Below are 20,782 nucleotides of genomic sequence, written 5' to 3' on the forward strand. Positions count from 1 at the left end.
GCACTCCTTTCTCAGCCTTGCACGGGTTGGCGGCCGGTGGCGGCCAGGGACAATCCGACGCGCGCGACCGTGGCTTCCAGTTCGGCCGCGGTCACCGGATCGATGCGCATCCCCGGTGCGCGCAACGCATGACTCTTGATAGCGCCGCGGCGCTGGTACACGTATTTGCGCAGCGCCAGTCCGATCTTGGGCTGGAACTCGTAGCGGATCAGCGGGCAGTAGCGGTCGAAGATCGCGGCGGCGCCGGCGTGGTCGCCGCTGGCGTAGCGTTCGTAGATGGCGACCAGGATTTCCGGAAACGCAAAACCGGTCATGGTGCCGACCGCGCCGCGCTGCAATTCCTCCAGGAAGTACACGCCGCCCAATCCGCCGAAGATCGCCATCTCCGCGTCAGGCACCAGTTCGCGGATGCGGCTGATCTTCTGGCCCACCGGCGGCTCTTCCATCTTGATCATGTGCACGCCGCCTTCGCGGCCCAGGCGCGCCACCACCTCGGGCCGGATCTCGGTGCCGAAGGAATCCGGAAAGTCGTGGATCACGACCGGGATCTTCACGGCGTCCGCCACCGCCTTGTAGTAGTCGAACAGCAGCGCATCGCTGGCGTTGTCCAGGGGGGCGGCGAACACGGCCGAGGCGCCCAGTTCCTGGGCTTCGAGGGCCTGCTCGATGGCGCCGGCAATGCCGTGGGCGCGCACGCCGACCCACACCGGCACGCGGCCATCCGTGTGCTTGACGAAGGTTTCCAGGACCAGCCTGCGCTCGGCGTTCGACAGCTTGTGCAGCTCGCCGAGAAACCCGAGGATGGCCAGGCCGGTAACGCCGGTTTCCAGCAGGAAGTCGACCAGCGTCCGGATGCTGTCGGCATCGACGCGCAGGGCATCGTCAAAGGGCGTGGGGCAAATGGTGAAGACGCCTTTGGCGTCGATGGAGGCTGCCATCTTTTCTCCGTCAGGATGCGTGAAAACCGAAATCGGGAACGACGTTTCGATGTCATCCTAAAGCGGAACTTTTAGAACTCCACTTGCTTTTTTATTGCCTTGGTATAACAGCCGGTTAAGTCAAGGTTTACCCTTGGCAGGGTTTGCCTGGACCTGCGCCGAGAGCTCGAAACCCTGCTCCTGCAGCGTGTGGCGCAGCACGTCCACGAACGCTTGCGCAAGCTGCGACAGGGGCTCGAATCGCGACTGCACCAGGCTCGCCGTGAGGATCTTGGCCTGGTCGATCGGACGCACCACGAAGTCGCCTTGCGTGCGGCTCTTGACCGAAAATTCGTCGACGATCGCGATGCCCGCGCCAGCCTGCACCAGCGAGCACGCGTTCTGCGGCGAGCTCACTTCGACAGCCAGCCGGCGGGTCTGGCCGGCCTCGTGGTACATCTGCTCGACCAGCATCCCGAACGGCGTGTCGCCGCCGTAGGAAATCAGCGGATAGGGCAGCAGGTCCCCGATCGACAGCAGCGAGCGATGGGCAAGCGGATGGTTGTAGGGGCAGATGCAGACGAGCCTGGCCTGCCCGATCGGCTGGGTCAGCAGGTTGGGGTGCTGGACCGGCAGGATCACGACGCCCAGTTCGGCGCGGTTATCCAACAGCATCTGCGTGAGCGGCTGCTGCGTAAGCGGCTGGAAGGTGATCTTGACGTCCGGATGCGTGTCGCGAAAGCGCGAGATCGTCAGCGGCACGAGCATGTGGCCGATGCTGGGGCTGGACACCAGGTGCAGGATGCCGCTGCGCCGCTCCGACAGTTCCGAGGCCAGCTCGCCCACGCGGCGCACGCCCGCATAGACGGTTTCCACTTCGCGAAAGAGTTGCCGGGATTCGGGCGTGGGATAGAGCCTGCCCTTGATGCGTTCGAACAGCGCGAAGCCCAGGCGCTGTTCCGTGTGCGACAGCAGCCGGCTGACCGCGGGCTGCGAGACGAACAGCAGCTTGGCTGCCCCGCTGATCGAGCCCGTGGTCATCACCGCCCGGAAGACTTCGATTTGCCGCAGATTCAGTTGCATGGCGCGCCCGCTCCGAATTGACGCGACGAGCATAACAAAGGGTTAAGGGCAGCGCACAAATTGACAATACATGCTCAGGCCGCGCCCGGATAGACTGGCGCCGTACCTTGCCCCGGCCCGCGTCCGCGCGTCGCCAACACCAGGACGGACGAATGGAACAGACCCTGTTTGTGATCAATCCCAACTCCACGCAGGCCGTGACGGACGCGTTCGACGCGGCGCTGGAACCGCTGCGCATGGCCGGTGGGCCGCGCATCCGGTGCCTGACGCTGGCCGAGGGACCTGCGGGCGTGCAGACCCAGCTGGACGTCGAAAGCGTGACCCTGCCGCTGGCCGCCCTGGTGCGCAAGCTGGACGCCGACCACGGCGCCGCCGCCGCGGGCTACGTCATTGCCTGCTTCAGCGATCCGGGCCTGCACGCCGTGCGCGAAGCCACCCGCAAGCCGGTGCTGGGCATCAGCGAATGCGGCATGCTGACCGCCCTGACGCTGGGCCAGCGCGTCGGCGTGATCGCCATCCTGCGCCAGTCGCTGCCGCGTCACGGGCGCATGTTCGGCGCAATCGGCTTGGCCGGCCGCGTGGCGGCCGAGCTGCCGCTGGATCTGGGCGTGGTGGAACTGTCTGACGAAGCCCGCACGCGTGAGCGCCTGCTGCATGTCGGCGCGCGGCTGCGCGACGAGCATCAGGCCGACGTGCTGGTGCTGGGCTGCGCGGGCATGGCTGCCTATCGGGGCTGGTTGCAGGCCGAGCTGGGCCTGCCCGTGGTCGAGCCGACCCAGGCCGCCGCGGCGATGGCGATCGGCCGCATCCGCCTGAACTGGCACGGCGCCTGGGGCCACCATGCGCAACCATGAACTGATCGAGCGGCTGTCGCATCTGGTGGGCGATGGCGGACTGGTGCTGGATGCCGACGGCCAGGCGCCCTACGTACGCGATTGGCTGGGCAAGTGGCAGGGCAGCACGCCCGTGGTGGTGCGGCCGCGCAACGCCACGGAGGTGTCCGCGGTCATGCGGCTGTGTCACCAGACGCGCACGCCGGTGGTGCCGCAAGGCGGCAATACCGGGATGAGCGGCGGCGCCACGCCCGATGGCAGCGGCGCGCAAGTGATCTTGAGCCTGAACCGGATGAAGCGCATCCGCGAGGTGGACGCGGTCAACAACACCTTGTGCGCCGACGCCGGCGTGCTGCTGGCCGACGTGCAGGCGGCCGCGCGCGAGGTGGGCCGCTTCTTCCCGCTGAGCCTGGGCGCGGAGGGCAGCTGCACCATCGGCGGCAATCTGGCCACCAATGCCGGCGGCACCGCGGTGCTGCGCTATGGCAACACGCGCGACCTGGCGCTCGGACTGGAGGTGGTGCTGCCGGACGGCCGGGTCTGGAACGGCCTGCGCGGGCTGCGCAAGGACAACACCGGCTACGACCTGAAAAGCCTATTCATCGGCTCGGAGGGCACGCTGGGCATCATCACCGGCGCGGTGCTCAAGCTGTATCCCGCGCCGGCGGGCCGCGTGGCGGCCTGGGTGGGGGCCGAGACGCCCGCGCAGGTCGTGGGGTTGCTGAGCCGCCTGCAGAGCGTCTGCGGCGAACGGCTGACCGCGTTCGAAATGATGTCGGCGCGCTGCCTGGATCTGGTGGTGGCGCACGTCAGCGGCGCGGCCAGCCCGCTCGCCGGCCGTCACGCGTATTACGCCTTGGTGGAACTGTCCGACACGGAACCGGCCGGCCTGCCGGGCTTGCTGGAAGCCGCGTTGGGGGCGGCGCTGGAGGCCGGCGTCATCCAGGATTGCGTCGTCGCCATGAACGACACGCAGGTGCAGACCCTGTGGCGCCTGCGCGAGGGCATCTCGCAGGCGCAAGTGCGTGCGGGCAAGGCGGTCAAGCACGACATCGCGCTGCCGATCTCGCGCCTGGCGGCGTTTGTGGAGGAAGCGGATCTGGCGCTGGTCTCGGATTTTCCGGGGCTGCCCATCATCAACTTCGGCCACATCGGCGATGGCAACCTGCATTACAACGTGCTGCTGCCGCTGGACGTGGCGCCGGCCGAATATGCCCGTCTGACCGCCGCGCTGAACCGGCGCGTGCATGACCTGGTGGCGCAGCGCGGGGGCAGCATCAGCGCCGAGCATGGCGTGGGCCAGTTGCGGCGCGACGAGCTGCGCCGCTACAAATCCCCGGTCGAAATGGACCTGATGCTGATGATCAAGCGGGCGCTCGACCCCAACCAGCTCATGAACCCGGGCAAGCTGCTGTAGGACATCCGAGGCGGGCCGGGCAGGGGGCGCGCGCGCGAAGTCCGCCAGAAATTTATAATGGCGGGCTAATCGGATAAATCCTACATGCCTGAATCCTCCAGCCCGCGGGCGGCGAAGCAACCGGCGCCGCGCGCCAGCGACGCGGAAAAGCCCGGGGAACAATCCCGGAAAGACACCCGGGAACCCGCCCGGGCCCGGCCCGAAGGCCGCTTGGCCGCACCTCGTCCCGAACGGCCCATTCCGGCCGTCACCTATCCCGAAGACCTGCCCGTCAGCGCGCGGCGGCAGGAGATCGCGCGCGCCATCGCTGGCCATCAGGTCGTCATCGTCAGCGGCGAGACCGGCTCGGGCAAGACCACCCAGCTGCCCAAGATCTGCCTGGAACTGGGCCGCGGCCGCCAGAAGATGATCGGCCACACGCAGCCGCGCCGCCTGGCGGCGACGTCGGTGGCCAAGCGCATCGCCGAAGAACTGAACACGCCCATGGGCGAAGTTGTCGGCTACCAGGTTCGGTTCAACGACCGCACCGGTCCCAACGCGTCCATCAAGCTGATGACGGACGGCATCCTGCTGGCCGAATCGCAGCGCGATCCGCTCCTGCGCCGCTACGACACGATCATCATCGACGAGGCGCACGAGCGCAGCCTGAACATCGATTTTCTGCTGGGCTACCTGAAGCAGCTTTTGCCGCGGCGCCCGGACCTCAAGCTCATCATCACCTCGGCCACCATCGATGCCGAGCGCTTTGCCAAGCACTTTGCCGCCTCGGAAGACAAGCCCGCGCCGGTCATCGAAGTCTCCGGCCGCCTGTATCCCGTCGAAGTGCGCTACCGGCCCGTGCGCGAAGAGCCCGCCGCCGACGACAACGCGCCCGCGCCCAACAAGGCCGGCCGCGACCGCGAGCGCATGTCGGGCGACGAAGAGCGCGACCTGATCGACGCCATCGTCGATGCCGTCGACGAATGCGCGCGGCATGGCCCTGGCGATGTGCTGGTGTTCCTGCCCGGCGAACGCGAAATCCGCGAATCGGCCGAAGCGCTGCGCAAGCGCCATCCTGCTGGCACGGAAGTCCTGCCGCTCTTTGCGCGGCTGTCGCAGGCCGAGCAGGAACAGATCTTCCGCCCGCGCGGCAACGCGCGGCGCATCGTGCTGGCCACCAACGTGGCCGAAACCTCGCTGACCGTGCCCGGCATCCGTTTCGTGGTCGACAGCGGGCTTGCCCGCATCAAGCGCTATTCGTGGCGCAACAAGGTCGAGCAGCTGCGCATCGAGCCCATCAGCCGCGCCTCGGCCAACCAGCGCGCCGGCCGATGCGGCCGGGTGGGGCCGGGCGTCTGCATCCGACTCTACGACGAGCTGGACTTCAACAACCGGGCCGCCTTCACCGATCCCGAAGTGCTGCGTTCGTCGCTGGCCTCGGTGATCCTGCGGATGAAGTCGCTCAAGCTTGACGACATCGAGCAGTTTCCGTTCGTCGAGGCGCCGCCGGGACGCGCGGTGGCCGACGGCTACCACCTGTTGCAGGAACTGGGCGCCATCGAGCTGGCGTCGGCGTCCGACCCCGACACGGATGCGGGCCGCACGGGCGCCTCGTTCGTCCTGACCCGCACCGGCGTCGAGCTGGCCAAGCTGCCGGTCGACCCGCGCATCGGCCGGATGATCCTGGCCGCGCGCGAACACCAGTGCCTGGCCGAAATGCTGATCATCGCCTCGGCGCTGTCCGTGCAGGATCCGCGCGACCGCCCCATGCAGGAGCGCGAGGCCGCCGAGGCCGCGCACGCCAAGTTCGGCGACGACAAGTCCGAGTTCGTCTCGTTCCTGAAGCTGTGGCGCTGGTATGGCGAGCAGGTGCAGCACAAGGCCTCGCAGCGCAAGCTGGTGGGCCTCTTGCGCCAGAACTTCCTGTCGCCGATCCGACTGCGCGAATGGCACGACGTGCACACGCAGCTTGCGGCGCTGGTGGGCGAGCAGGGCTGGCGCGTCAACCAGTCCGAAGCCACGTATGAACAGCTGCACATGGCGCTCCTGTCCGGCTTGCTGGGCAACATCGGGTTCAAGAGCGACGAGGGCGGCAGCTACCTGGGCGCGCGCGATATCCGCTTCCACATCCATCCGGGCTCGCGCCTGGCCAAGAAGGCCGGCCGCTGGATCATGGCGGCCGAACTGGTCGAGACCACCCGCCTGTATGCGCGCTGCGTGGCGCGCATCGATCCGGTTTGGCTGGAGAAGGTCGGCGCGCACCTGATCCGCAAGAACTGGTCCGACCCGCGCTGGGAAAAGAAGGCCGGGCAGGTGGTGGCCAACGAGCGCGCCACGCTGTATGGCCTGGCCATCTACACCGGCCGGCGTATTCACTACGGCCGCGTGAACCCCACGCATGCGCGCGAACTCTTCATCCGCCAGGCGCTGGTGCCGGGCGAAATCGACACGCGCCTGCCGTTCGTCGCGCACAACCGCAAGCTCATTGCGGGCATCGAAAAGCTGGAACACCAGACTCGCCGGCCGGACATCCTGGTCGACGACGAACTCATCTACGCGTTTTACGACCGGCAACTGCCCGCCGACATTTCGCAGACCGCGTCGCTGGAAAAGTGGGTAAACGGCCTGGACAAGGCGGCCGCCGCCAAGCTGATGCTGACGCGCGACGAGCTGATGCGCCACGAGGCCGCCGGCGTCACGACCGACGTCTTCCCCAAGAAGGTGGAGTGGCAGGGCGTGTCGATGGCGCTGGACTACCACTTTGAACCCGGCTCGCCGCGAGACGGCGTCACGCTGTCGGTGCCGCTTTTCGCGCTGAACCAGATCGATCCCGCGCGATGCGAGTGGCTGGTGCCCGGGATGCTGAAGGAAAAGGTGCACCTGCTGCTCAAGTCGTTGCCGCAGAAACTGCGCCGTCATTGCGTGCCGCTACCCGACTACGCCGCCGGTTTCTACGACCGCTGGTTCGACCGCCAGGCCGATCCGCAGCAGGGGCTGGTGGACGCGATCATCGCCGACATGTGGGATCAGGTGCAGGTGCGTCCGGCCGTGGGCGACTTCAAGCTCGAGACCTTGCCTGCGCATCTGTTCATGAACTTCCGCGTCGTGGACGAGCACGGCCGCATGCTGGCCGCCGGACGCAACCTGGCGCAACTGCGGGCCGAGTTCGGCAAGCAGGCCCAGGCCACCTTCCAGCAGCTGGCGGCCAGCGACACCCAGGTCGCGCAGGCGCTGGCGCACGAAAACCTGACTTCCTGGTCGTTCGGCCCCTTGCCCGAGATCATGGAGATCAAGCGCCGGGGCCAGTCCGTCATCGGCTATCCGGCGCTGGTGGACCGCGGCGCGCATTGCGACCTGGACGTCTTCGACGATCCGGACGAGGCGCGCAAGCACCATCGCGCGGGTCTGCTCAAGCTCTTCCGGCTGGGCCTGCGCGAACAGGTCAAGTTCCTGGAAAAGAACCTGACCGATCTCACCAAGATCAGCATGCTGTACATGACGCTGGGCACGCAGGAAGAACTGCGCGACCAGATCATCGACTGCGCGCTGGGGCAGGCCTGCCTGGCCGAACCGTGGCCGGTGAACGAACAGCAATTCGAAGCGCGCCGCGCCGAGGGCAAGGGCCGGCTGGGCCTCTTGGCCCAGGAAGTCGCGCGGCTGGCGGGTGCGGTGCTGACGGAATACGCGGCGCTGCAACGCAAGCTGCCGCAAGCCAAGCCGCATGCGGCGGCCTACGCAGACCTGCAGCAGCAGCTTGGCGCGCTGATGCCCAAATGGTTCATCCGCGACACCCCGTACGCGCAGTTGTCGCACTTTCCGCGATACCTGAAGGCGGCGGTGGCGCGCATCGACAAGCTGCGTGCCGATCCCGCGCGGGATGCAAAGCTGGTGGCGGAAATGGCGCCGCTGGTCACGCAGTACCAGCGCGCGCGGTCGGCGCTCAAGGGCGCGCCCGATCCCCGGCTGGACGAGTTCCGCTGGCTGCTCGAGGAATTGCGCGTGGCGCTTTTTGCGCAGGAGCTGCGCACGCCGATGCCCGTGTCGGTGAAACGCCTGATGAAAAGCTGGGAATCCCTGCAGCGCTAGCCTAGGTGTCTGACACCCTTGAGCCGGCGCCCCGCCTGCCAGGGGTCCGCCCGGGTGTCAGACACCGGTGCGCATGCGGGATTACAGCGCCAGAAACCCGACGACCACCAAAGCGATCAGCCCGTACTTCGTGGCCTTGTACGCCGTGCGGTTCCACTTCTTGAACGCCTTGCGCTTCTGGTCGATCACCCAGTGCGCGTGGGTCAGCTTGTTGATGGCGCCAGTCTGGTCGCCGCCGTCGTTGGGCGAGCTGGCCGCGGACATGACCTTGCGGCCGAACCAGCGGTTGACGGCCTCTGCCCAGCGCCACTTCAGCGGGCGTTCGACGTCGCAGAACAGGATGATCCGGTTCTGGTCCGTCTTGTTGTAGGCCTCGTGCACGTAGGTTTCGTCGAACACCACGCTTTCGCCATCGCGCCAGCTGTAGTGTTCGCCGTCCACGATGATGTGGCAGCCGTCGTCGTTGGGCGTGGCCAGGCCCAGGTGATAGCGCAGCGACCCGGCGAACGGGTCGCGGTGCGGATTCAGTTGGCCGCCCGGGGGCAGTTCGGCAAACATGGCGGCCTTGACCTTGGGCAGGCCTTTCAGGATGGCGACAGTTTTGGGGCAAAGTTCTTCGGCCGACGGGTGGCGGGCGTCGTACCACTTCAGGTAGAAGCGCTTCCAGCCGTACTTGAAGAACGAGTTGAAGCCGATGTCGTTATGGGTGTCGGCCGCCTTGATCCGGCGAAGCTCGGCCATCTGCATGGCTTCCTCGCGGATCGTTTCCCAGTTGTCGTCCAGCACCTTCAGTTCGGCGATTTCGCTGGTGGTCAGGTAGGGGGTGGTGGGCACCCGCGACGTCAGGACCATGAACGCGTTGATCGGCGCCAGCAGCACCGAGTGGTCCAGCAGCTGCCGGCCCAGCGGCAGCTTGACGCGGCCGCGGAAGTGCGCGAACAGGATGGCGGCAAGCCAGATCCCGGGTATTAACCATTTCATAGGTAGATCTCGTCGTGCAACGGGGTGGTGCGGTATGGGCGGTATTGTCCCACAAGCGGGCGACGCCAATCAGCCAGCAGGGCGCGCGGCCTGCCGGATTCTGATTCAAAGGATTGCCCTCTGGAGGTCGGCCGCTGGGTACAATTCCGGCATGTCCGAAGCCGTAACGACCCCGACCCCATTTGTTCACCTGCGCGTCCACTCCGAGTTTTCGGTCGTGGACGGCACGGTGCGTATTCCCGACCTCATCAAGCGTGTGGCCAAGCTGGGCCAGCCCGCCGTCGCCCTGACCGATCTGTCGAACCTGTTCGGACTGATCAAGTTCTACAAGGGCGCGCGCGGCGCGGGGGTCAAGCCCATTGCCGGCTGCGACGTCTGGATCTCCAACGACGAAGATCCCGCCAAGCCATTTCGCCTGCTGTTGCTGGTGCGCAACCACCAGGGCTACCTGAATCTCTGCGAACTGCTGTCCAAGGCCTTCCTGACGAACCAGGGCAAGGGCCGCGCGGAAATTCGCCGCGAATGGCTGCAAGGGCAGGCCGGTCTCATCGCCTTGTCCGGCGGACGGGCCGGCGACGTCGGGCAGGCGCTGGAGGCCGGCAATGCCGTCTCGGCGCTGGCCTTGGCCCGCCAGTGGGCGCTGATGTTCCCCGGCAGCTACTACATCGAATTGCAGCGTGCCGGCATGGACGGCGACGAAGGCTACTGCCAGGCCGCCATGCGGCTGGCCGCCGAAGCCGGCCTGCCGGTGGTCGCCACCCATCCCGTGCAGTTCCTGGATGAATTCGAATTCCAGGCCCATGAGGCCCGTGTCTGCATCGCCGAAGGCGAGATCCTGGCCAACCCGCGCCGCGTGCGCCGGTTCTCCAAAGAGCAGTACCTGCTCAGCTCCGAGGAAATGGCGCGCCGGTTCGCCGACGTGCCGTCGGCGCTGGCCAATACGGTCGAAATCGCCAAGCGCTGCAACCTGAGCCTGGTGCTGGGCAAGCCGCGCCTGCCCAATTTCCCCACGCCGGACGGCGTGACGCTCGACGATTACCTGGTCCAGCTCTCCGAGCAGGGCCTGGAAAAGCGCATGGAGTTCCTGTTCCCGGACGAAGCCGAGCGCGAGTCCAAGCGCGAGCAGTATTACGAGCGGCTGCGCTGGGAGTGCAAGACCATCATCCAGATGGGCTTTCCAGGCTACTTCCTGATCGTGCAGGACTTCATCAACTGGGGTAAGAACAACGGCGTGCCGGTTGGACCGGGCCGGGGTTCCGGCGCCGGTTCGCTGGTGGCCTACGCGCTGGGCATCACCGACCTCGATCCCATCCGCTATGACCTGCTGTTCGAGCGCTTCCTGAATCCCGAGCGGGTCTCCATGCCCGACTTCGATATCGACTTCTGCCAGGACAACCGCGAACGAGTCATCGACTACGTCAAGGAAAAATACGGCCGCGCCGCCGTCAGCCAGATCGCGACCTTCGGCACGCTGGGCGCCAAGGCCGTGGTGCGCGACGCGGGCCGCGTGCTGGACATGCCCTACATGTTCTGCGATGGCCTGTCCAAGCTGATCCCGTTCAACCCGATGGATCCCTGGACGCTGGAGCGCACGCTAAAGGACGAGCCCGCCTTCAAGGACCGCTACGAGCAGGAAGAAGAAGTCCGCTCGCTGGTCGATCTGGCCAAGCCGCTCGAAGGCCTGACCCGCAACATCGGCATGCACGCGGGCGGGGTGCTGATTGCGCCCGGCAAGCTCACCGACTTCTGCCCGCTGTACTGCCAGCCGGGGCAGGAGAACAGCGCGGTCTCGCAGTTCGACAAGGACGACGTGGAGGCCGCCGGCCTGGTGAAGTTCGACTTCCTGGGGCTGCGCAACCTGACGATTCTGGACTGGGCCGTGCGCTACGTGCGCCAGTTCAACGCCGAAAAGCGCGACTTCGACGTCATGGCGCTGGCCCTGGACGATCCGGCGGCCTACAAGATCCTGTGCGACGCCAACACCACCGCGGTGTTCCAGCTTGAATCGCGCGGCATGAAAGAGCTGCTCAAGAAGCTGCGGCCCAATACGTTCGAAGACATCATCGCCATGCTGGCCCTGTATCGTCCAGGGCCGCTGGAATCGGGCATGGTGGACGACTTCGTGAACCGCAAGCACGGGCGCGCGGCCGTCGATTATTTCCACCCGGACCTGGAAGCCACCCTGAAGAGCACCTACGGGGTCATCGTCTACCAGGAACAGGTGATGCTGATCTCGCAGATCATCGGGGGCTACTCGCTGGGCGGCGCCGACCTGCTGCGCCGGGCCATGGGCAAGAAAAAGCCCGAGGAAATGGCCAAGCACCGCGAGCTCTTCGAACAGGGCGCCAAGGAAAAGGGCCACGATCCCGACCTGGCGGTCAAGCTGTTCGACCTGATGGAGAAGTTCGCCGGCTACGGCTTCAACAAGTCGCACTCGGCCGCGTACGCGCTGATCTCCTACCAGACCGCCTGGCTGAAGGCCTACCACCCGACCGAGTTTCTGGCCGCCACCATGTCCTCCGACATGGACGACACCGACAAGGTCCAGATCTTCTGCCGCGACGCGCAGGACAACGGCGTCGAGGTGCTGCCGCCCGACGTCAACCACTCGGGCTACCGGTTCGAGCCCGTCGCCGACAAGCACACCGAAAAAGGCAAGCCGCCGCGCACCATGCGTTACGGCCTGGGCGCCGTCAAGGGCACGGGGCAAGGCGCGGTCGAAGACATCCTGCGCGCGCGCAAAGAAGGCGGCCCGTTCCTGAACCTGTTCGACTTCTGCCGCCGCGTCAGCAAGCAGGCCGTCAACCGCCGCACCATCGAGGCGCTGATCAAGGCGGGCGCGTTCGACACCATCGAGCCCAACCGCGCCGCCATGCTGGCTTCGGTGCCCACCGCCATGGAAGCGGCCGAGCAGGCCGCGCGCAGCGCCAACCAGGCCTCGCTTTTTGGCGACGACAGCGGCGACGTGGTCGCTGGCGAACTGGCCAAGGTCGCGCCCTGGGATCTGCACAAGAAGCTGACCGAAGAAAAGTCCGCGTTGGGCTATTACTACAGCGGCCACCTGTTCGATGCGTGGCGCGACGAAGTGCGCCGCATCGTGCCGATGCAGCTTGCGCGTGTGGAGCCCCAGCGCGACCTGCAATGGATGTGCGGCGTGCTGGCCAGCGTGCGCGTCATGATGACCCGCCGCGGCAAGATGGTCTTTGCCGTGCTGGACGACGGCTCGGCGCAAGTCGAGATCTCGGTCTTCAACGAACTCTACGAGAAGCACCGCAACCGGCTGCGCGAAGACCAGCTCGTCATCGTGCAGGGCAAGGTCAGCAACGACGACTACTCCGGCGGCATGCGCATCGTCGCCGAACAGCTCTACGACCTGCAACTGGCGCGCGAGGCGCGCGCCAAGTCCCTGCGCGTCAAGCTCAACGGCACTGCCGACGCGGCCCGCCTGCGTCAGATGCTCAATCCCTTCCGCGCCGAACCCGAGAATGGCATTCCCGGGGTGCCGGTCGATATCGTCTACACGAAGAACAATTTCCTGTGCACGGTCAGGCTCGGGGAGGAATGGCGCGTGCGCATGGCCGACACGCTGCTGGCCAACCTGAACGACTGGACCAAGCCTGATGGCGTGGAGGTCACCTACTAATGATGCCCAGCCTGCGTATTGTGCATTCGGAAGCCGCCACCAGTTTCGGCGGACAGGAAGGACGTATCTTCAAGGAAATGCACGCCATGCGTGCGCGTGGGCATCACCTCGAGGCGATCTGCCAGCCGCGCGCGCAACTGACGGAACGGCTGCGTGATGCCGGTTTCACGGTGCATGCCGTGGACATGGCCGGGCCGGTGAACTACCTGAAGGGTGTGGCCGCGGTCCGCAAGATCCTGAAGGCCGGGCGCTTTGACGTGCTCAATACCCACAGCCGGCGCGACACGGTCATCGCGGCCCTGGCCGGGCGCATGGCCGGCACGCCGCTCATCGTGCGCACCCGCCACCTGTCCAATCCGGTCGGGTCGATGTGGTCGTACACCGTCCTGCCGCACCGCGTCACGGCCGTCAGCGACCACGTGCGCAAGTACCTCATCACCCGCGGTGTCCCGCCCGAAAAGATCGCGACGGTGTATTCGCCCATCGTGCTGCCCGCGCCGGTCGAGCGCTCCACCCTGCGCGGAGAACTCGGCCTGGCCGACGACGACGTCGTGGTGGGCTGCGTGGCCGTCATGCGCGCCACCAAGGGCCACAAGGACCTGATCGACGCCATCGCGCCGCTGATGGCCACGCGCCCGAAGCTGCACCTGGTATTCGTTGGCGCCGGATCGCCGGTCTTCGAGCAGACCCAGGCGTATGTGGCCGAGCGCGGACTGCAGGACCGCATCCATCTGATGGGCACGCGGCGCGATGTGCCCAATCTGCTGGCGGGATTCGATCTCTTTGCCTTGGCCACGCAGCAGGAAGCGTCCGGCACGGTGTTTGTCGAAGCGCAGGCCAGCGGCCTGCCTGTCATCGGCACGAACGTGGGCGGCGTGTCCGAAATGTTCCGCGACGGCGTGACGGGCTTTCTGGTCCCGCCCAAGGACCCGGCCGCATTGACCGCCGCGCTGGCGCGCCTGATCGACGACCCGGCCCTGCGCCGCGCGATGGGCGAGGCCGGCCGCAAGATGGTCTGGGAAGAGGGCGTGTTTTCGCCCGCGCGCCTGGCGGAAACCACGGAAGCCATCTACCTGCGCTGGCTGGCGGAGCGCCGCCCGGCGGAGCGCCGCCCGGCGGAGCGCCGCCCATGAATGCGCCCAATGTGCCGGTGCTGATGTACCACCACGTCACGCCGGCCGGCGGCATGATCGCCGCGACGCCTGACGTCTTCGAGGCGCAGATCTCGCGCCTGGCGCGCGCCGGCTACCAGTCGCTCACCACGGCACAGTTTGCCGCCTATCTGGCCGGCGCCTCCGTACCCGAACGCGCCGTGCTGATCACGTTCGACGACGGCTACCTGAACAACTGGGTGCACGCGCACCCCGTCCTCGCCCGTCATGGCATGCGCGCGGTGTTGTTCACCATCACCGGCTGGATCGGCGACGGCCCCGTGCGGCCCCATGCGGGGCAGGGCGGCCCGCTGCCGCCCACGCCCGACCACCACGCCTGCAAGGAACTCGTGGCGTCGGGCCGCGCCGACGAGGCGATGCTGCGCTGGAGCGAGATCGAGGCCATGCAGGCTGCCGGCACCTTCGAATTCCATTCCCACACCCACACGCACACCCGCTGGGACAAGGTCTGCGGCGCGGATACGAACGCCAAGCGCGAACACATCGCGCAGGATCTGGAGGATTCGCGCGACACCCTGATCCGCAGGCTGGGCGGCGTGAGCGACCACCTCTGCTGGCCGCAGGGCTATTTCGATGCCGATTACGTGGCCGCCGCCGGGCAGGCCGGTTTCCGGCACTTGTACACTACCGACCCTTTCGGCCAGAACGTTCCCGGCACGGATCCCGCTCACATCTACCGCTTCGCGGTGCGCAATCAGGGCGGGTCCTGGCTGAACCGCCGGATCTGGCTGTCGCGCGACCCCTTCTGGGGCCCGCGCTATCACGCCTGGAAGGCCTGGAAAAAGCGTCTTAGGAATCGCGGATGAAGTTATCAGTCATCATCATCACCAAGAACGAAGCGGCCAACATTGCCGCCTGCCTGAAGTCCGTGTCGTTTGCCGACGAGTTCATCGTTGTGGATTCGGGCAGCACCGACGGCACCGTGGAATTGGCGCGGGCGTTGGGCGCGCGGGTCGAAGTCACCCCTGACTGGCCCGGCTTCGGTCCGCAAAAGAACCGCGCGCTGGACCTGGCGACGGGCGACTGGGTCCTGTCGATCGATGCTGACGAGCGCGTCACGCCCGAGCTGGCGCAGGAAATCCAGGACGTGCTGCGCGCGCCCAAGGCCGACGCCTACGAAATCGCGCGCCTGTCCAACTTCTGCGGCCGCGACATCCGCCATAGCGGCTGGTGGCCCGACTACGTGCTGCGGCTTTTCAAGCGCGGCACGGCGCGCTTCACCGATGCCGCCGTGCACGAGCGCGTGGTGCCCGCCAATGGCCGGCCCCTGCAGTTGCGCGGCTATTTCAACCACTATCCGTACGACAACCTGGACGCGCTGATCAACAAGGTCAACCGGTATTCGTCCGACGCGGCCGCCATGATGTACGCCAAGGGCAAGCGCACGTCGGTCTTCGGTGCGCTGGGCCACGGCTTCTGGACCTTCGTGCGCATCTACCTGATCCGCCGCGGCTTCCTGGACGGCCGTCACGGGCTCGTGCTGGCCGTGACGGCGGCGGCGGGCAGCTTCTTCCGTTACTCGAAGCTGATGTTCCTGGCAGAAAACAAAAAGTGAAGATCCTCTACACGAACTTCCACGCGGGCAACGGCGGGGGGCACGTCACCTACATCATCAACCTGGCCAAGGCGCTCGCCCGCGACCACGAGATCACGGTGGCGGTGCCGGAGACCAGCCGGCTGTACCGCTACGCCAAGGCCATCCCCGGCGTGAACGTGGTGGACATGCGCTACACGACGCGCCCCTCGTCCTGGTTCAAGGACCGCGCCAGGCTGCATCGCCTGATTGCCGACGGCCAGTTCGACATCATCCACGCCAACGGCTCGGCCGATCACAAGCAGGTCATGCTGGCCACGCTGGGCATGCGGCGCCGGCCGCGCATCGTGTTCACCAAGCACAACGATCACCCGCTGACCAGCTTCGGGCACAAGCTGCGGGTGGCGCTGGCCACCGATCACGGCATCGCCGTCAGCGACTACATCCGCGGCATGATGGAGCAGTCCCCGTACCGCAAACGCCCCATCACGACCATCCGGCACGGCATCGATACGAATTTCTTTGCCCCGCCGCCGCCCGAAAGCCTGGACAAGCTGCGCGAACTCTTCTTTGGCCCGGACTGGCAAGGCAAGCTGCTGCTGGGCAGCGCGGGCGGCACCGATTACGACAAGGGCTGGCTGGACCTGGTGGCGGCCGCGGCCGCGCTGCCGCCGGCCGACAAGGCACGCGTCTTGCTGATGGTGGCGGGCGATCCGCCCTCCGAGGCCAAACTGGCGCGTGTGCGCGAGCTTGGCATGATCGACCAGGTGAAGTTTCCCGGGCTGCTCGATGACGTGCGCGCGGCGCTGGCGTCCTGCCATGCGGGATTCGTGCTGTCGTACCGCGAGGCGTTGTCCTTTGCCTGCCGCGAGATCATGGCGCTGGGACTGCCGGCGCTTGTCAGCGATGCGGGCGGTCTGCCCGAAAACGTCACAGACGGCGTGGATGGCTGGATCGTGCCCGCGCGCGACATCCCGGCCATGACCGCCAAGTTGCGATTCATGCTGGACAACCCGGAGGCGGTGCGCCTGATGGGCCACAAAGCGCGCGAGACCAGTTTGCGCGACTTCAACCTGGAGCGTTTCGCAGCTGCCACGGTGGATGTATACCAACGCACGCTCGCGGGACGCTGAGCCATATAATGTCGAGCTATGTCTATTCCAATCCTTATGTATCACCAGATCGGCGAGCCCAACCCCAAGGGCACGCCGTTTCGCGGACTGACGGTACATCCCGATAGCTTTGCCCGCCAGATGCGCTGGATGCGCCGGCTGGGCTATCGCGGATTGTCCATGCGCGACGTCATGCCTTACGTCCGCGGCGAGCGCCAGGGAAAGGTCTTCGGCATCACGTTCGACGACGGTTTCCGCAATGTGCATCACAACGCGATGCCGGTACTGAGCGAACTGGGATTCACCGCCACCAACTATTTCGTGGCCCGGCAGTTCGACGGCGGCAACGTGTGGGACCTCGAAAAGGGGATCCCGTTTGCGCCGCTGATGACCGTCCAGGAAATGCGGGAATGGGCGCAGGCCGGCAACGAGGTCGGCTCGCACACGCTGGATCACGTCCACCTGCCCGAGCTGCCTGCCGAAGAAGCGCGGCGCCAGATCGTCCAGTCCAAGGACGAGCTCGAACAGGCGCTGGGCGCGCCCGTCACCGCGTTCTGTTATCCGTATGGCGACCATGGCCCCGAGCATCAGGCCATGGCGCGCGAGGCCGGTTACGAGAACGCCACGCTCACCAAGCGCGGCCTGGCGGCGGCGTCCGACGATCCCTTCGGACTGCCGCGTGTGACCGTGGCGCGTTCGACCAATATCTTCCGATTCCTCCAGAAGTGCCTCACCCGGTATGAAGACAGCCGCCGGCGCTCCTGAACGCCGGCTTCGCATCGCGCTGTTGGTTGATCGCTTCGGCAACCGTTTCGGCGGGGCCGAGGCCTATGGCGTCGAGTTGATGCGTGTACTCGGCAAGCGCCACGACATCTCCGTGGTCGCCCGCGATTTCGACAGCGACCTGCCATTCGAATACCTGCCCGTGCGGTTTCCCGGCTGGCTGCCCAGCTGGACGCGGGTGCTGTATTTCGCCTGGCGCGCCGACCGCCTCACCCGCGGCCGCTTCGACATCGTCCATTCGCACATGAACGGCTGGGCGGGCGAAATCCAGGTCATGCACGTGACGCCGGTCCGCTACAACCGCATCACCCGGGTCACGCCGCTGCAGCGCCTGACGGCCTGGCTCAGCCCGCGGCTGGCTACCTACCTGATGCTCGAAAAGCTGCGCGTGCGCAAGACGCCCCAGCGCCGCGTGGTGGCGGTATCGGGCCTCATCATGGACCAGCTGCACCGCAGCTACGGCGAAGATCTCGCGGTCGACATCATCGCCCCGGGCGTCAAGCTGCCCGCGCCCGACCGTAACGGGGGCCGCCTGGCCACGCGCGCGCGGCTCGGCTGGGACGCGGACACGATCGGCTGTCTGCTGGTGGCGCGCAATCCGCTGCGCAAGGGCCTGCCCGCCTTGCTGGACGCGCTGGCGCTCTTGCCGCCGCGCTACCGGCTGCTGGTGGTCGGCGCCGACGAGCCCACGCGCGAGCGCGTACGCGCCGCCGGAGACGTCGCCCGCCGCGTCACGCTGGTCGATCCCACCCCGGACGTCGCCCAGTATTTCAATGCGGCCGACATCTACACGCACCCGACCCTGAACGACAGCTACGGCATGGCGCCGCTGGAAGCCATGTCGCACGGTCTGCCGGTCATCGTCAGTTCGCCGGTCTATTGCGGCTTTGCGCAATACCTCACGGCGGGAACGGATGCGCTCATTCTGCAGGACCCGCGCGATGGCGCCCAATTGGCGCAGGCGCTGGAAAGCCTGGGTTCGGATCCGCAGCTGCGCGCGGCGCTGACGTCACGTGGCCTGGAAATCGCTCGCGACCAAAGCTGGGAAACCGTGGCCTCGCGCTACGAGGCCCTGTACGAACAGGTGCTGCTGGAGCGCCATTGAAAAACGGGGCGTCGAGCCCCGTTTTCAATGGCAGGGCGCGGTTGCCCTTTCCAGGTCGGCCAGCCAGTGGATGGCGTGTTCGCGGTCGGGACCGCACATCTCGTGCTGGGGCTGCAGTCCCTCGCAGAAGTCCGGGCGGGAAGGATCGCCAAAGATCGCGCACCGCATGTCCGGCAGCAACTGAACACAAGGCACGCCCGCGGGCTTGCCCTGCGGCATCCCCGGAATGGGCCGCGTGATCGACGGCGCGATGCAGCAGGCGCCGCATCCCGAGCGGCACGCTGGCGCCGCGCCGGTCAGGCTCATACCCATCCGCGCAACCAGTACACAAAGAGACCCGCGTATTCCTTCACGATCGAACGGCTGGCGTCGAACGTGCGTTCATCGGGCAGCCACAACGACAGCGACCCGTCGGCCGGCTCCACGATCTGCGGCGGCGCGGGGGCGGCAATCACTTCCACGCCCTGCTTGGAAAAGGCCGCCATGGCGCGGGGCATGTGCAAGGCGGACGTGACCAGCAGCACCTTGCCGATGCCGCGCGCCTTGAGCTGGTCTTCGGTGAGTGTGGCGTTTTCATAGGTGGTGCGGCTGGCGTTTTCCAGAATCAGGGCCGACTCCGGAACGCCCTGCTGGCGGATCGCATGCGCCATGCCGCGCGCTTCGCTGACATCGCCTTCCAGCGCGCCGCCCGACAGCAGCACCTTGGGCGCGCGGCCGGCCAGATACAGCTGGGCCGCGGCATCCACGCGCACGATGGCCGTGTCCTTGTCATAGGGCAGGAACCAATTGGCGCGGCCGTTGGCGGTATTGCCGCCCAGCACCACGATCGCGTCGGCCGTCGGCATCTCGGCGGCGGGCTTGTGCGGATAGCGGTTCTCCAGCGCGCCGCCCGCCCACAGCGACGTCGCCGGCAACGACCAGGCCAGCGCCCAGAGCAAGCCTGCCGCGACAAGCGTGAGGCCCGTCTTGCGAAGCCGGAACAGTCCCAGCACCAGGCCAAGGACCACCAGGGTGATGCACAAATTCAAGGGAATGATCAGATTCGTGAGATAGCTGGAAAAGGTCATTTCGAGACTGTCCTGATTACTGCGTACCATCCAGCAGGCGCTCGGCCTGCTGTGTTGCTTCTTCCTGCGACGGCCAAGCCTGGTCGCTGCCCAGGCACACCGCGCGCGGCGACCACGGGCCGGTGCGTTGCGGCTGTGTCACGCCAAACAGCGTCAGCTGCCGCGCCGACGCCGCCGCCGCGACGTGCGACACGCCGGAATCGTTACAAATCACCAGCGCGGCCCGCGCGGTCAGCGCCGCAAAGGCGCTCAATCCCAGCGGGGGCAGCAACTGAGCGGTCGGCGCATTGCGGCGGGCTTCGTCGGTTTCGGCCGGAGGGGGGCACATTACCACGGTATGGCCGCGGGCCTGCAGGGCGCGCGTCAGTGTATCGAATCCCGGCCACACCTTGATCCTGCCCTTGTGCAGACCCGTGGCGGTGGGCGCAATCAGGACGAAGGGCCGGTCTTGCAGGCCGGCCTGGGCCAGGGCCTCGCCGGCCGCGCGTTCATGCGCCGCCGTCAGCGGCAGGTCCAGCGTCGGGCCGGGCTGGGCGGGACCGCTGGGCAGATTCCAGCGGATCAGGGCCTCGCGGGTCAGGTGATGCCAGGATTCGACGGCATGCATCGGCTGGTCGGGTTTGGCGAACGGCCAGCGCAGCAGAAAGCTGCGGCCGTCGTCGCGGTACCCCGCCGACGGCACGCCGGCCAGCCGGAACACCAGGGCGCTGGACAGGGAATCCGGCAACAGCAGGCCCCGGGCGCGGCGGCCTTGCGCGCCCAGCCCGCGACGGTGGGCGCTGACCGCCGCCCGGTCCGGCCCGACCTTGCCGCGCATGGGGACGAAATCCAGTTTGTCCACGCCATCGAGCAGGTCGCGGGCCCAGGGGCGGGCGCAGAGGACGAGGGGAAGGCCGCTTGCCGCCAGGGCGCGCAGGCTGGGCAGGCTCATGCAGACATCGCCCACCCAGTTGGGCAGGCGGACATACAGGCAACTGATATCGGACATGGAAGGGCGCACGGGCGCGGATAGGGCTAAGGGGCGGGGACGGCGCGCAGACGCGCAGCCGGTACAATCCTGGGCACAATTG

The 20,782-nt window shown here is 67.0% G+C and carries 16 protein-coding genes; 10 read left to right on the forward strand and 6 right to left on the reverse strand.

The features are described from left to right. Positions 1-11: 11 nt before the first annotated feature. Complete coding sequence (locus H4P35_RS08280; protein ID WP_142049794.1) at positions 12-938, reverse strand: dihydrodipicolinate synthase family protein; 927 nt, start codon at positions 936-938, stop codon at positions 12-14. Positions 939-1,058: 120 nt separating this feature from the next. After that, positions 1,059-2,000: a LysR substrate-binding domain-containing protein gene (locus tag H4P35_RS08285; protein WP_226848595.1), complete on the reverse strand. Its 942-nt coding sequence runs from the start codon at positions 1,998-2,000 to the stop codon at positions 1,059-1,061. Between the two features lie 152 nt (positions 2,001-2,152). On the opposite strand from H4P35_RS08285, the gene H4P35_RS08290 reads away from it, so the two are divergent. From H4P35_RS08290 to hrpA, 3 genes are all read left to right on the forward strand, one after another. Continuing rightward, entirely contained in the window at positions 2,153-2,854 is a 702-nt protein-coding gene (locus H4P35_RS08290; RefSeq protein WP_226848596.1) for an aspartate/glutamate racemase family protein, read from the forward strand. Then, positions 2,841-4,250 carry an FAD-binding oxidoreductase gene (locus tag H4P35_RS08295; RefSeq protein ID WP_226848597.1) on the forward strand — a complete coding sequence of 470 codons (1,410 nt, stop codon included), beginning with the start codon at positions 2,841-2,843 and terminating at the stop codon, positions 4,248-4,250. The genes H4P35_RS08290 and H4P35_RS08295 overlap by 14 nt, the downstream gene beginning before the upstream one ends. A gap of 84 nt (positions 4,251-4,334) precedes the next feature. Continuing rightward, positions 4,335-8,315 (forward strand): ATP-dependent RNA helicase HrpA, encoded by a 3,981-nt coding sequence (hrpA, locus tag H4P35_RS08300; RefSeq protein ID WP_226848598.1) that lies wholly within the window; start codon positions 4,335-4,337, stop codon positions 8,313-8,315. A gap of 81 nt (positions 8,316-8,396) precedes the next feature. Here hrpA and lpxO read toward each other — a convergent pair whose 3' ends face one another. After that, positions 8,397-9,296 carry a lipid A hydroxylase LpxO gene (gene lpxO, locus H4P35_RS08305; protein WP_226848599.1) on the reverse strand — a complete coding sequence of 300 codons (900 nt, stop codon included), beginning with the start codon at positions 9,294-9,296 and terminating at the stop codon, positions 8,397-8,399. Between the two features lie 151 nt (positions 9,297-9,447). On the opposite strand from lpxO, the gene dnaE reads away from it, so the two are divergent. From dnaE to H4P35_RS08340, 7 genes are read left to right on the forward strand one after another with little or no spacing between them, the layout of a single operon-like run. Beyond that, positions 9,448-12,939: a DNA polymerase III subunit alpha gene (dnaE, locus tag H4P35_RS08310; RefSeq protein WP_226848600.1), complete on the forward strand. Its 3,492-nt coding sequence runs from the start codon at positions 9,448-9,450 to the stop codon at positions 12,937-12,939. 2 nt (positions 12,940-12,941) lie between these two features. Beyond that, positions 12,942-14,072, forward strand: coding sequence for a glycosyltransferase family 4 protein (locus H4P35_RS08315; RefSeq protein WP_226849448.1), 1,131 nt, complete (start codon positions 12,942-12,944; stop codon positions 14,070-14,072). Beyond that, positions 14,069-14,917 (forward strand): polysaccharide deacetylase family protein, encoded by an 849-nt coding sequence (locus tag H4P35_RS08320; protein WP_180099212.1) that lies wholly within the window; start codon positions 14,069-14,071, stop codon positions 14,915-14,917. Before H4P35_RS08315 ends, H4P35_RS08320 begins: the two co-directional genes overlap by 4 nt. Next, the gene (locus H4P35_RS08325) at positions 14,914-15,666 is read left to right on the forward strand and encodes a glycosyltransferase family 2 protein (RefSeq protein ID WP_056320194.1); all 753 of its coding nucleotides are present in this window, start codon (positions 14,914-14,916) and stop codon (positions 15,664-15,666) included. Before H4P35_RS08320 ends, H4P35_RS08325 begins: the two co-directional genes overlap by 4 nt. Continuing rightward, positions 15,663-16,778 carry a glycosyltransferase gene (locus tag H4P35_RS08330; protein WP_226848601.1) on the forward strand — a complete coding sequence of 372 codons (1,116 nt, stop codon included), beginning with the start codon at positions 15,663-15,665 and terminating at the stop codon, positions 16,776-16,778. Before H4P35_RS08325 ends, H4P35_RS08330 begins: the two co-directional genes overlap by 4 nt. Positions 16,779-16,796: 18 nt before the next feature. Then, complete coding sequence (locus H4P35_RS08335; RefSeq protein ID WP_155721747.1) at positions 16,797-17,522, forward strand: polysaccharide deacetylase family protein; 726 nt, start codon at positions 16,797-16,799, stop codon at positions 17,520-17,522. After that, positions 17,497-18,645, forward strand: a complete 1,149-nt coding sequence (locus tag H4P35_RS08340) for a glycosyltransferase family 4 protein (RefSeq protein WP_226848602.1) — start codon at positions 17,497-17,499, stop codon at positions 18,643-18,645. The genes H4P35_RS08335 and H4P35_RS08340 overlap by 26 nt, the downstream gene beginning before the upstream one ends. 24 nt (positions 18,646-18,669) lie before the next feature. Here the strand turns inward: H4P35_RS08340 and H4P35_RS08345 are convergent, their stop codons facing one another. The 3 genes from H4P35_RS08345 to H4P35_RS08355 are packed head-to-tail and all read right to left on the reverse strand — an operon-like array spanning position 18,670 to position 20,700. Continuing rightward, a complete protein-coding gene (locus H4P35_RS08345) occupies positions 18,670-18,951 on the reverse strand; it encodes a YkgJ family cysteine cluster protein (RefSeq protein ID WP_226848603.1) in 282 nt (93 codons plus the stop codon). Continuing rightward, positions 18,948-19,712 (reverse strand): YdcF family protein, encoded by a 765-nt coding sequence (locus H4P35_RS08350; protein ID WP_062838404.1) that lies wholly within the window; start codon positions 19,710-19,712, stop codon positions 18,948-18,950. The genes H4P35_RS08345 and H4P35_RS08350 overlap by 4 nt, the downstream gene beginning before the upstream one ends. 16 nt (positions 19,713-19,728) lie before the next feature. Beyond that, positions 19,729-20,700 (reverse strand): glycosyltransferase family 9 protein, encoded by a 972-nt coding sequence (locus H4P35_RS08355; protein WP_226848604.1) that lies wholly within the window; start codon positions 20,698-20,700, stop codon positions 19,729-19,731. Positions 20,701-20,782: the final 82 nt, after the last annotated feature.

This window comes from Achromobacter sp. 77 (assembly GCF_020541125.1).
Taxonomy (GTDB): Bacteria; Pseudomonadota; Gammaproteobacteria; order Burkholderiales; family Burkholderiaceae_B; genus Achromobacter; species Achromobacter mucicolens.

What these genes read in the sequence shown, in the direction of transcription:
- H4P35_RS08280 (WP_142049794.1), bottom strand. Translation starts at nt 938, where the DNA reads ATGGCAGCCTCCATCGACGCCAAAGGCGTCTTCACCATTTGCCCCACG.
- H4P35_RS08285 (WP_226848595.1), bottom strand. Translation starts at nt 2,000, where the DNA reads ATGCAACTGAATCTGCGGCAAATCGAAGTCTTCCGGGCGGTGATGACC.
- H4P35_RS08290 (WP_226848596.1), top strand. Translation starts at nt 2,153, where the DNA reads ATGGAACAGACCCTGTTTGTGATCAATCCCAACTCCACGCAGGCCGTG.
- H4P35_RS08295 (WP_226848597.1), top strand. Translation starts at nt 2,841, where the DNA reads ATGCGCAACCATGAACTGATCGAGCGGCTGTCGCATCTGGTGGGCGAT.
- hrpA (WP_226848598.1), top strand. Translation starts at nt 4,335, where the DNA reads ATGCCTGAATCCTCCAGCCCGCGGGCGGCGAAGCAACCGGCGCCGCGC.
- lpxO (WP_226848599.1), bottom strand. Translation starts at nt 9,296, where the DNA reads ATGAAATGGTTAATACCCGGGATCTGGCTTGCCGCCATCCTGTTCGCG.
- dnaE (WP_226848600.1), top strand. Translation starts at nt 9,448, where the DNA reads ATGTCCGAAGCCGTAACGACCCCGACCCCATTTGTTCACCTGCGCGTC.
- H4P35_RS08315 (WP_226849448.1), top strand. Translation starts at nt 12,942, where the DNA reads ATGCCCAGCCTGCGTATTGTGCATTCGGAAGCCGCCACCAGTTTCGGC.
- H4P35_RS08320 (WP_180099212.1), top strand. Translation starts at nt 14,069, where the DNA reads ATGAATGCGCCCAATGTGCCGGTGCTGATGTACCACCACGTCACGCCG.
- H4P35_RS08325 (WP_056320194.1), top strand. Translation starts at nt 14,914, where the DNA reads ATGAAGTTATCAGTCATCATCATCACCAAGAACGAAGCGGCCAACATT.
- H4P35_RS08335 (WP_155721747.1), top strand. Translation starts at nt 16,797, where the DNA reads ATGTCTATTCCAATCCTTATGTATCACCAGATCGGCGAGCCCAACCCC.
- H4P35_RS08340 (WP_226848602.1), top strand. Translation starts at nt 17,497, where the DNA reads ATGAAGACAGCCGCCGGCGCTCCTGAACGCCGGCTTCGCATCGCGCTG.
- H4P35_RS08345 (WP_226848603.1), bottom strand. Translation starts at nt 18,951, where the DNA reads ATGAGCCTGACCGGCGCGGCGCCAGCGTGCCGCTCGGGATGCGGCGCC.
- H4P35_RS08350 (WP_062838404.1), bottom strand. Translation starts at nt 19,712, where the DNA reads ATGACCTTTTCCAGCTATCTCACGAATCTGATCATTCCCTTGAATTTG.
- H4P35_RS08355 (WP_226848604.1), bottom strand. Translation starts at nt 20,700, where the DNA reads ATGTCCGATATCAGTTGCCTGTATGTCCGCCTGCCCAACTGGGTGGGC.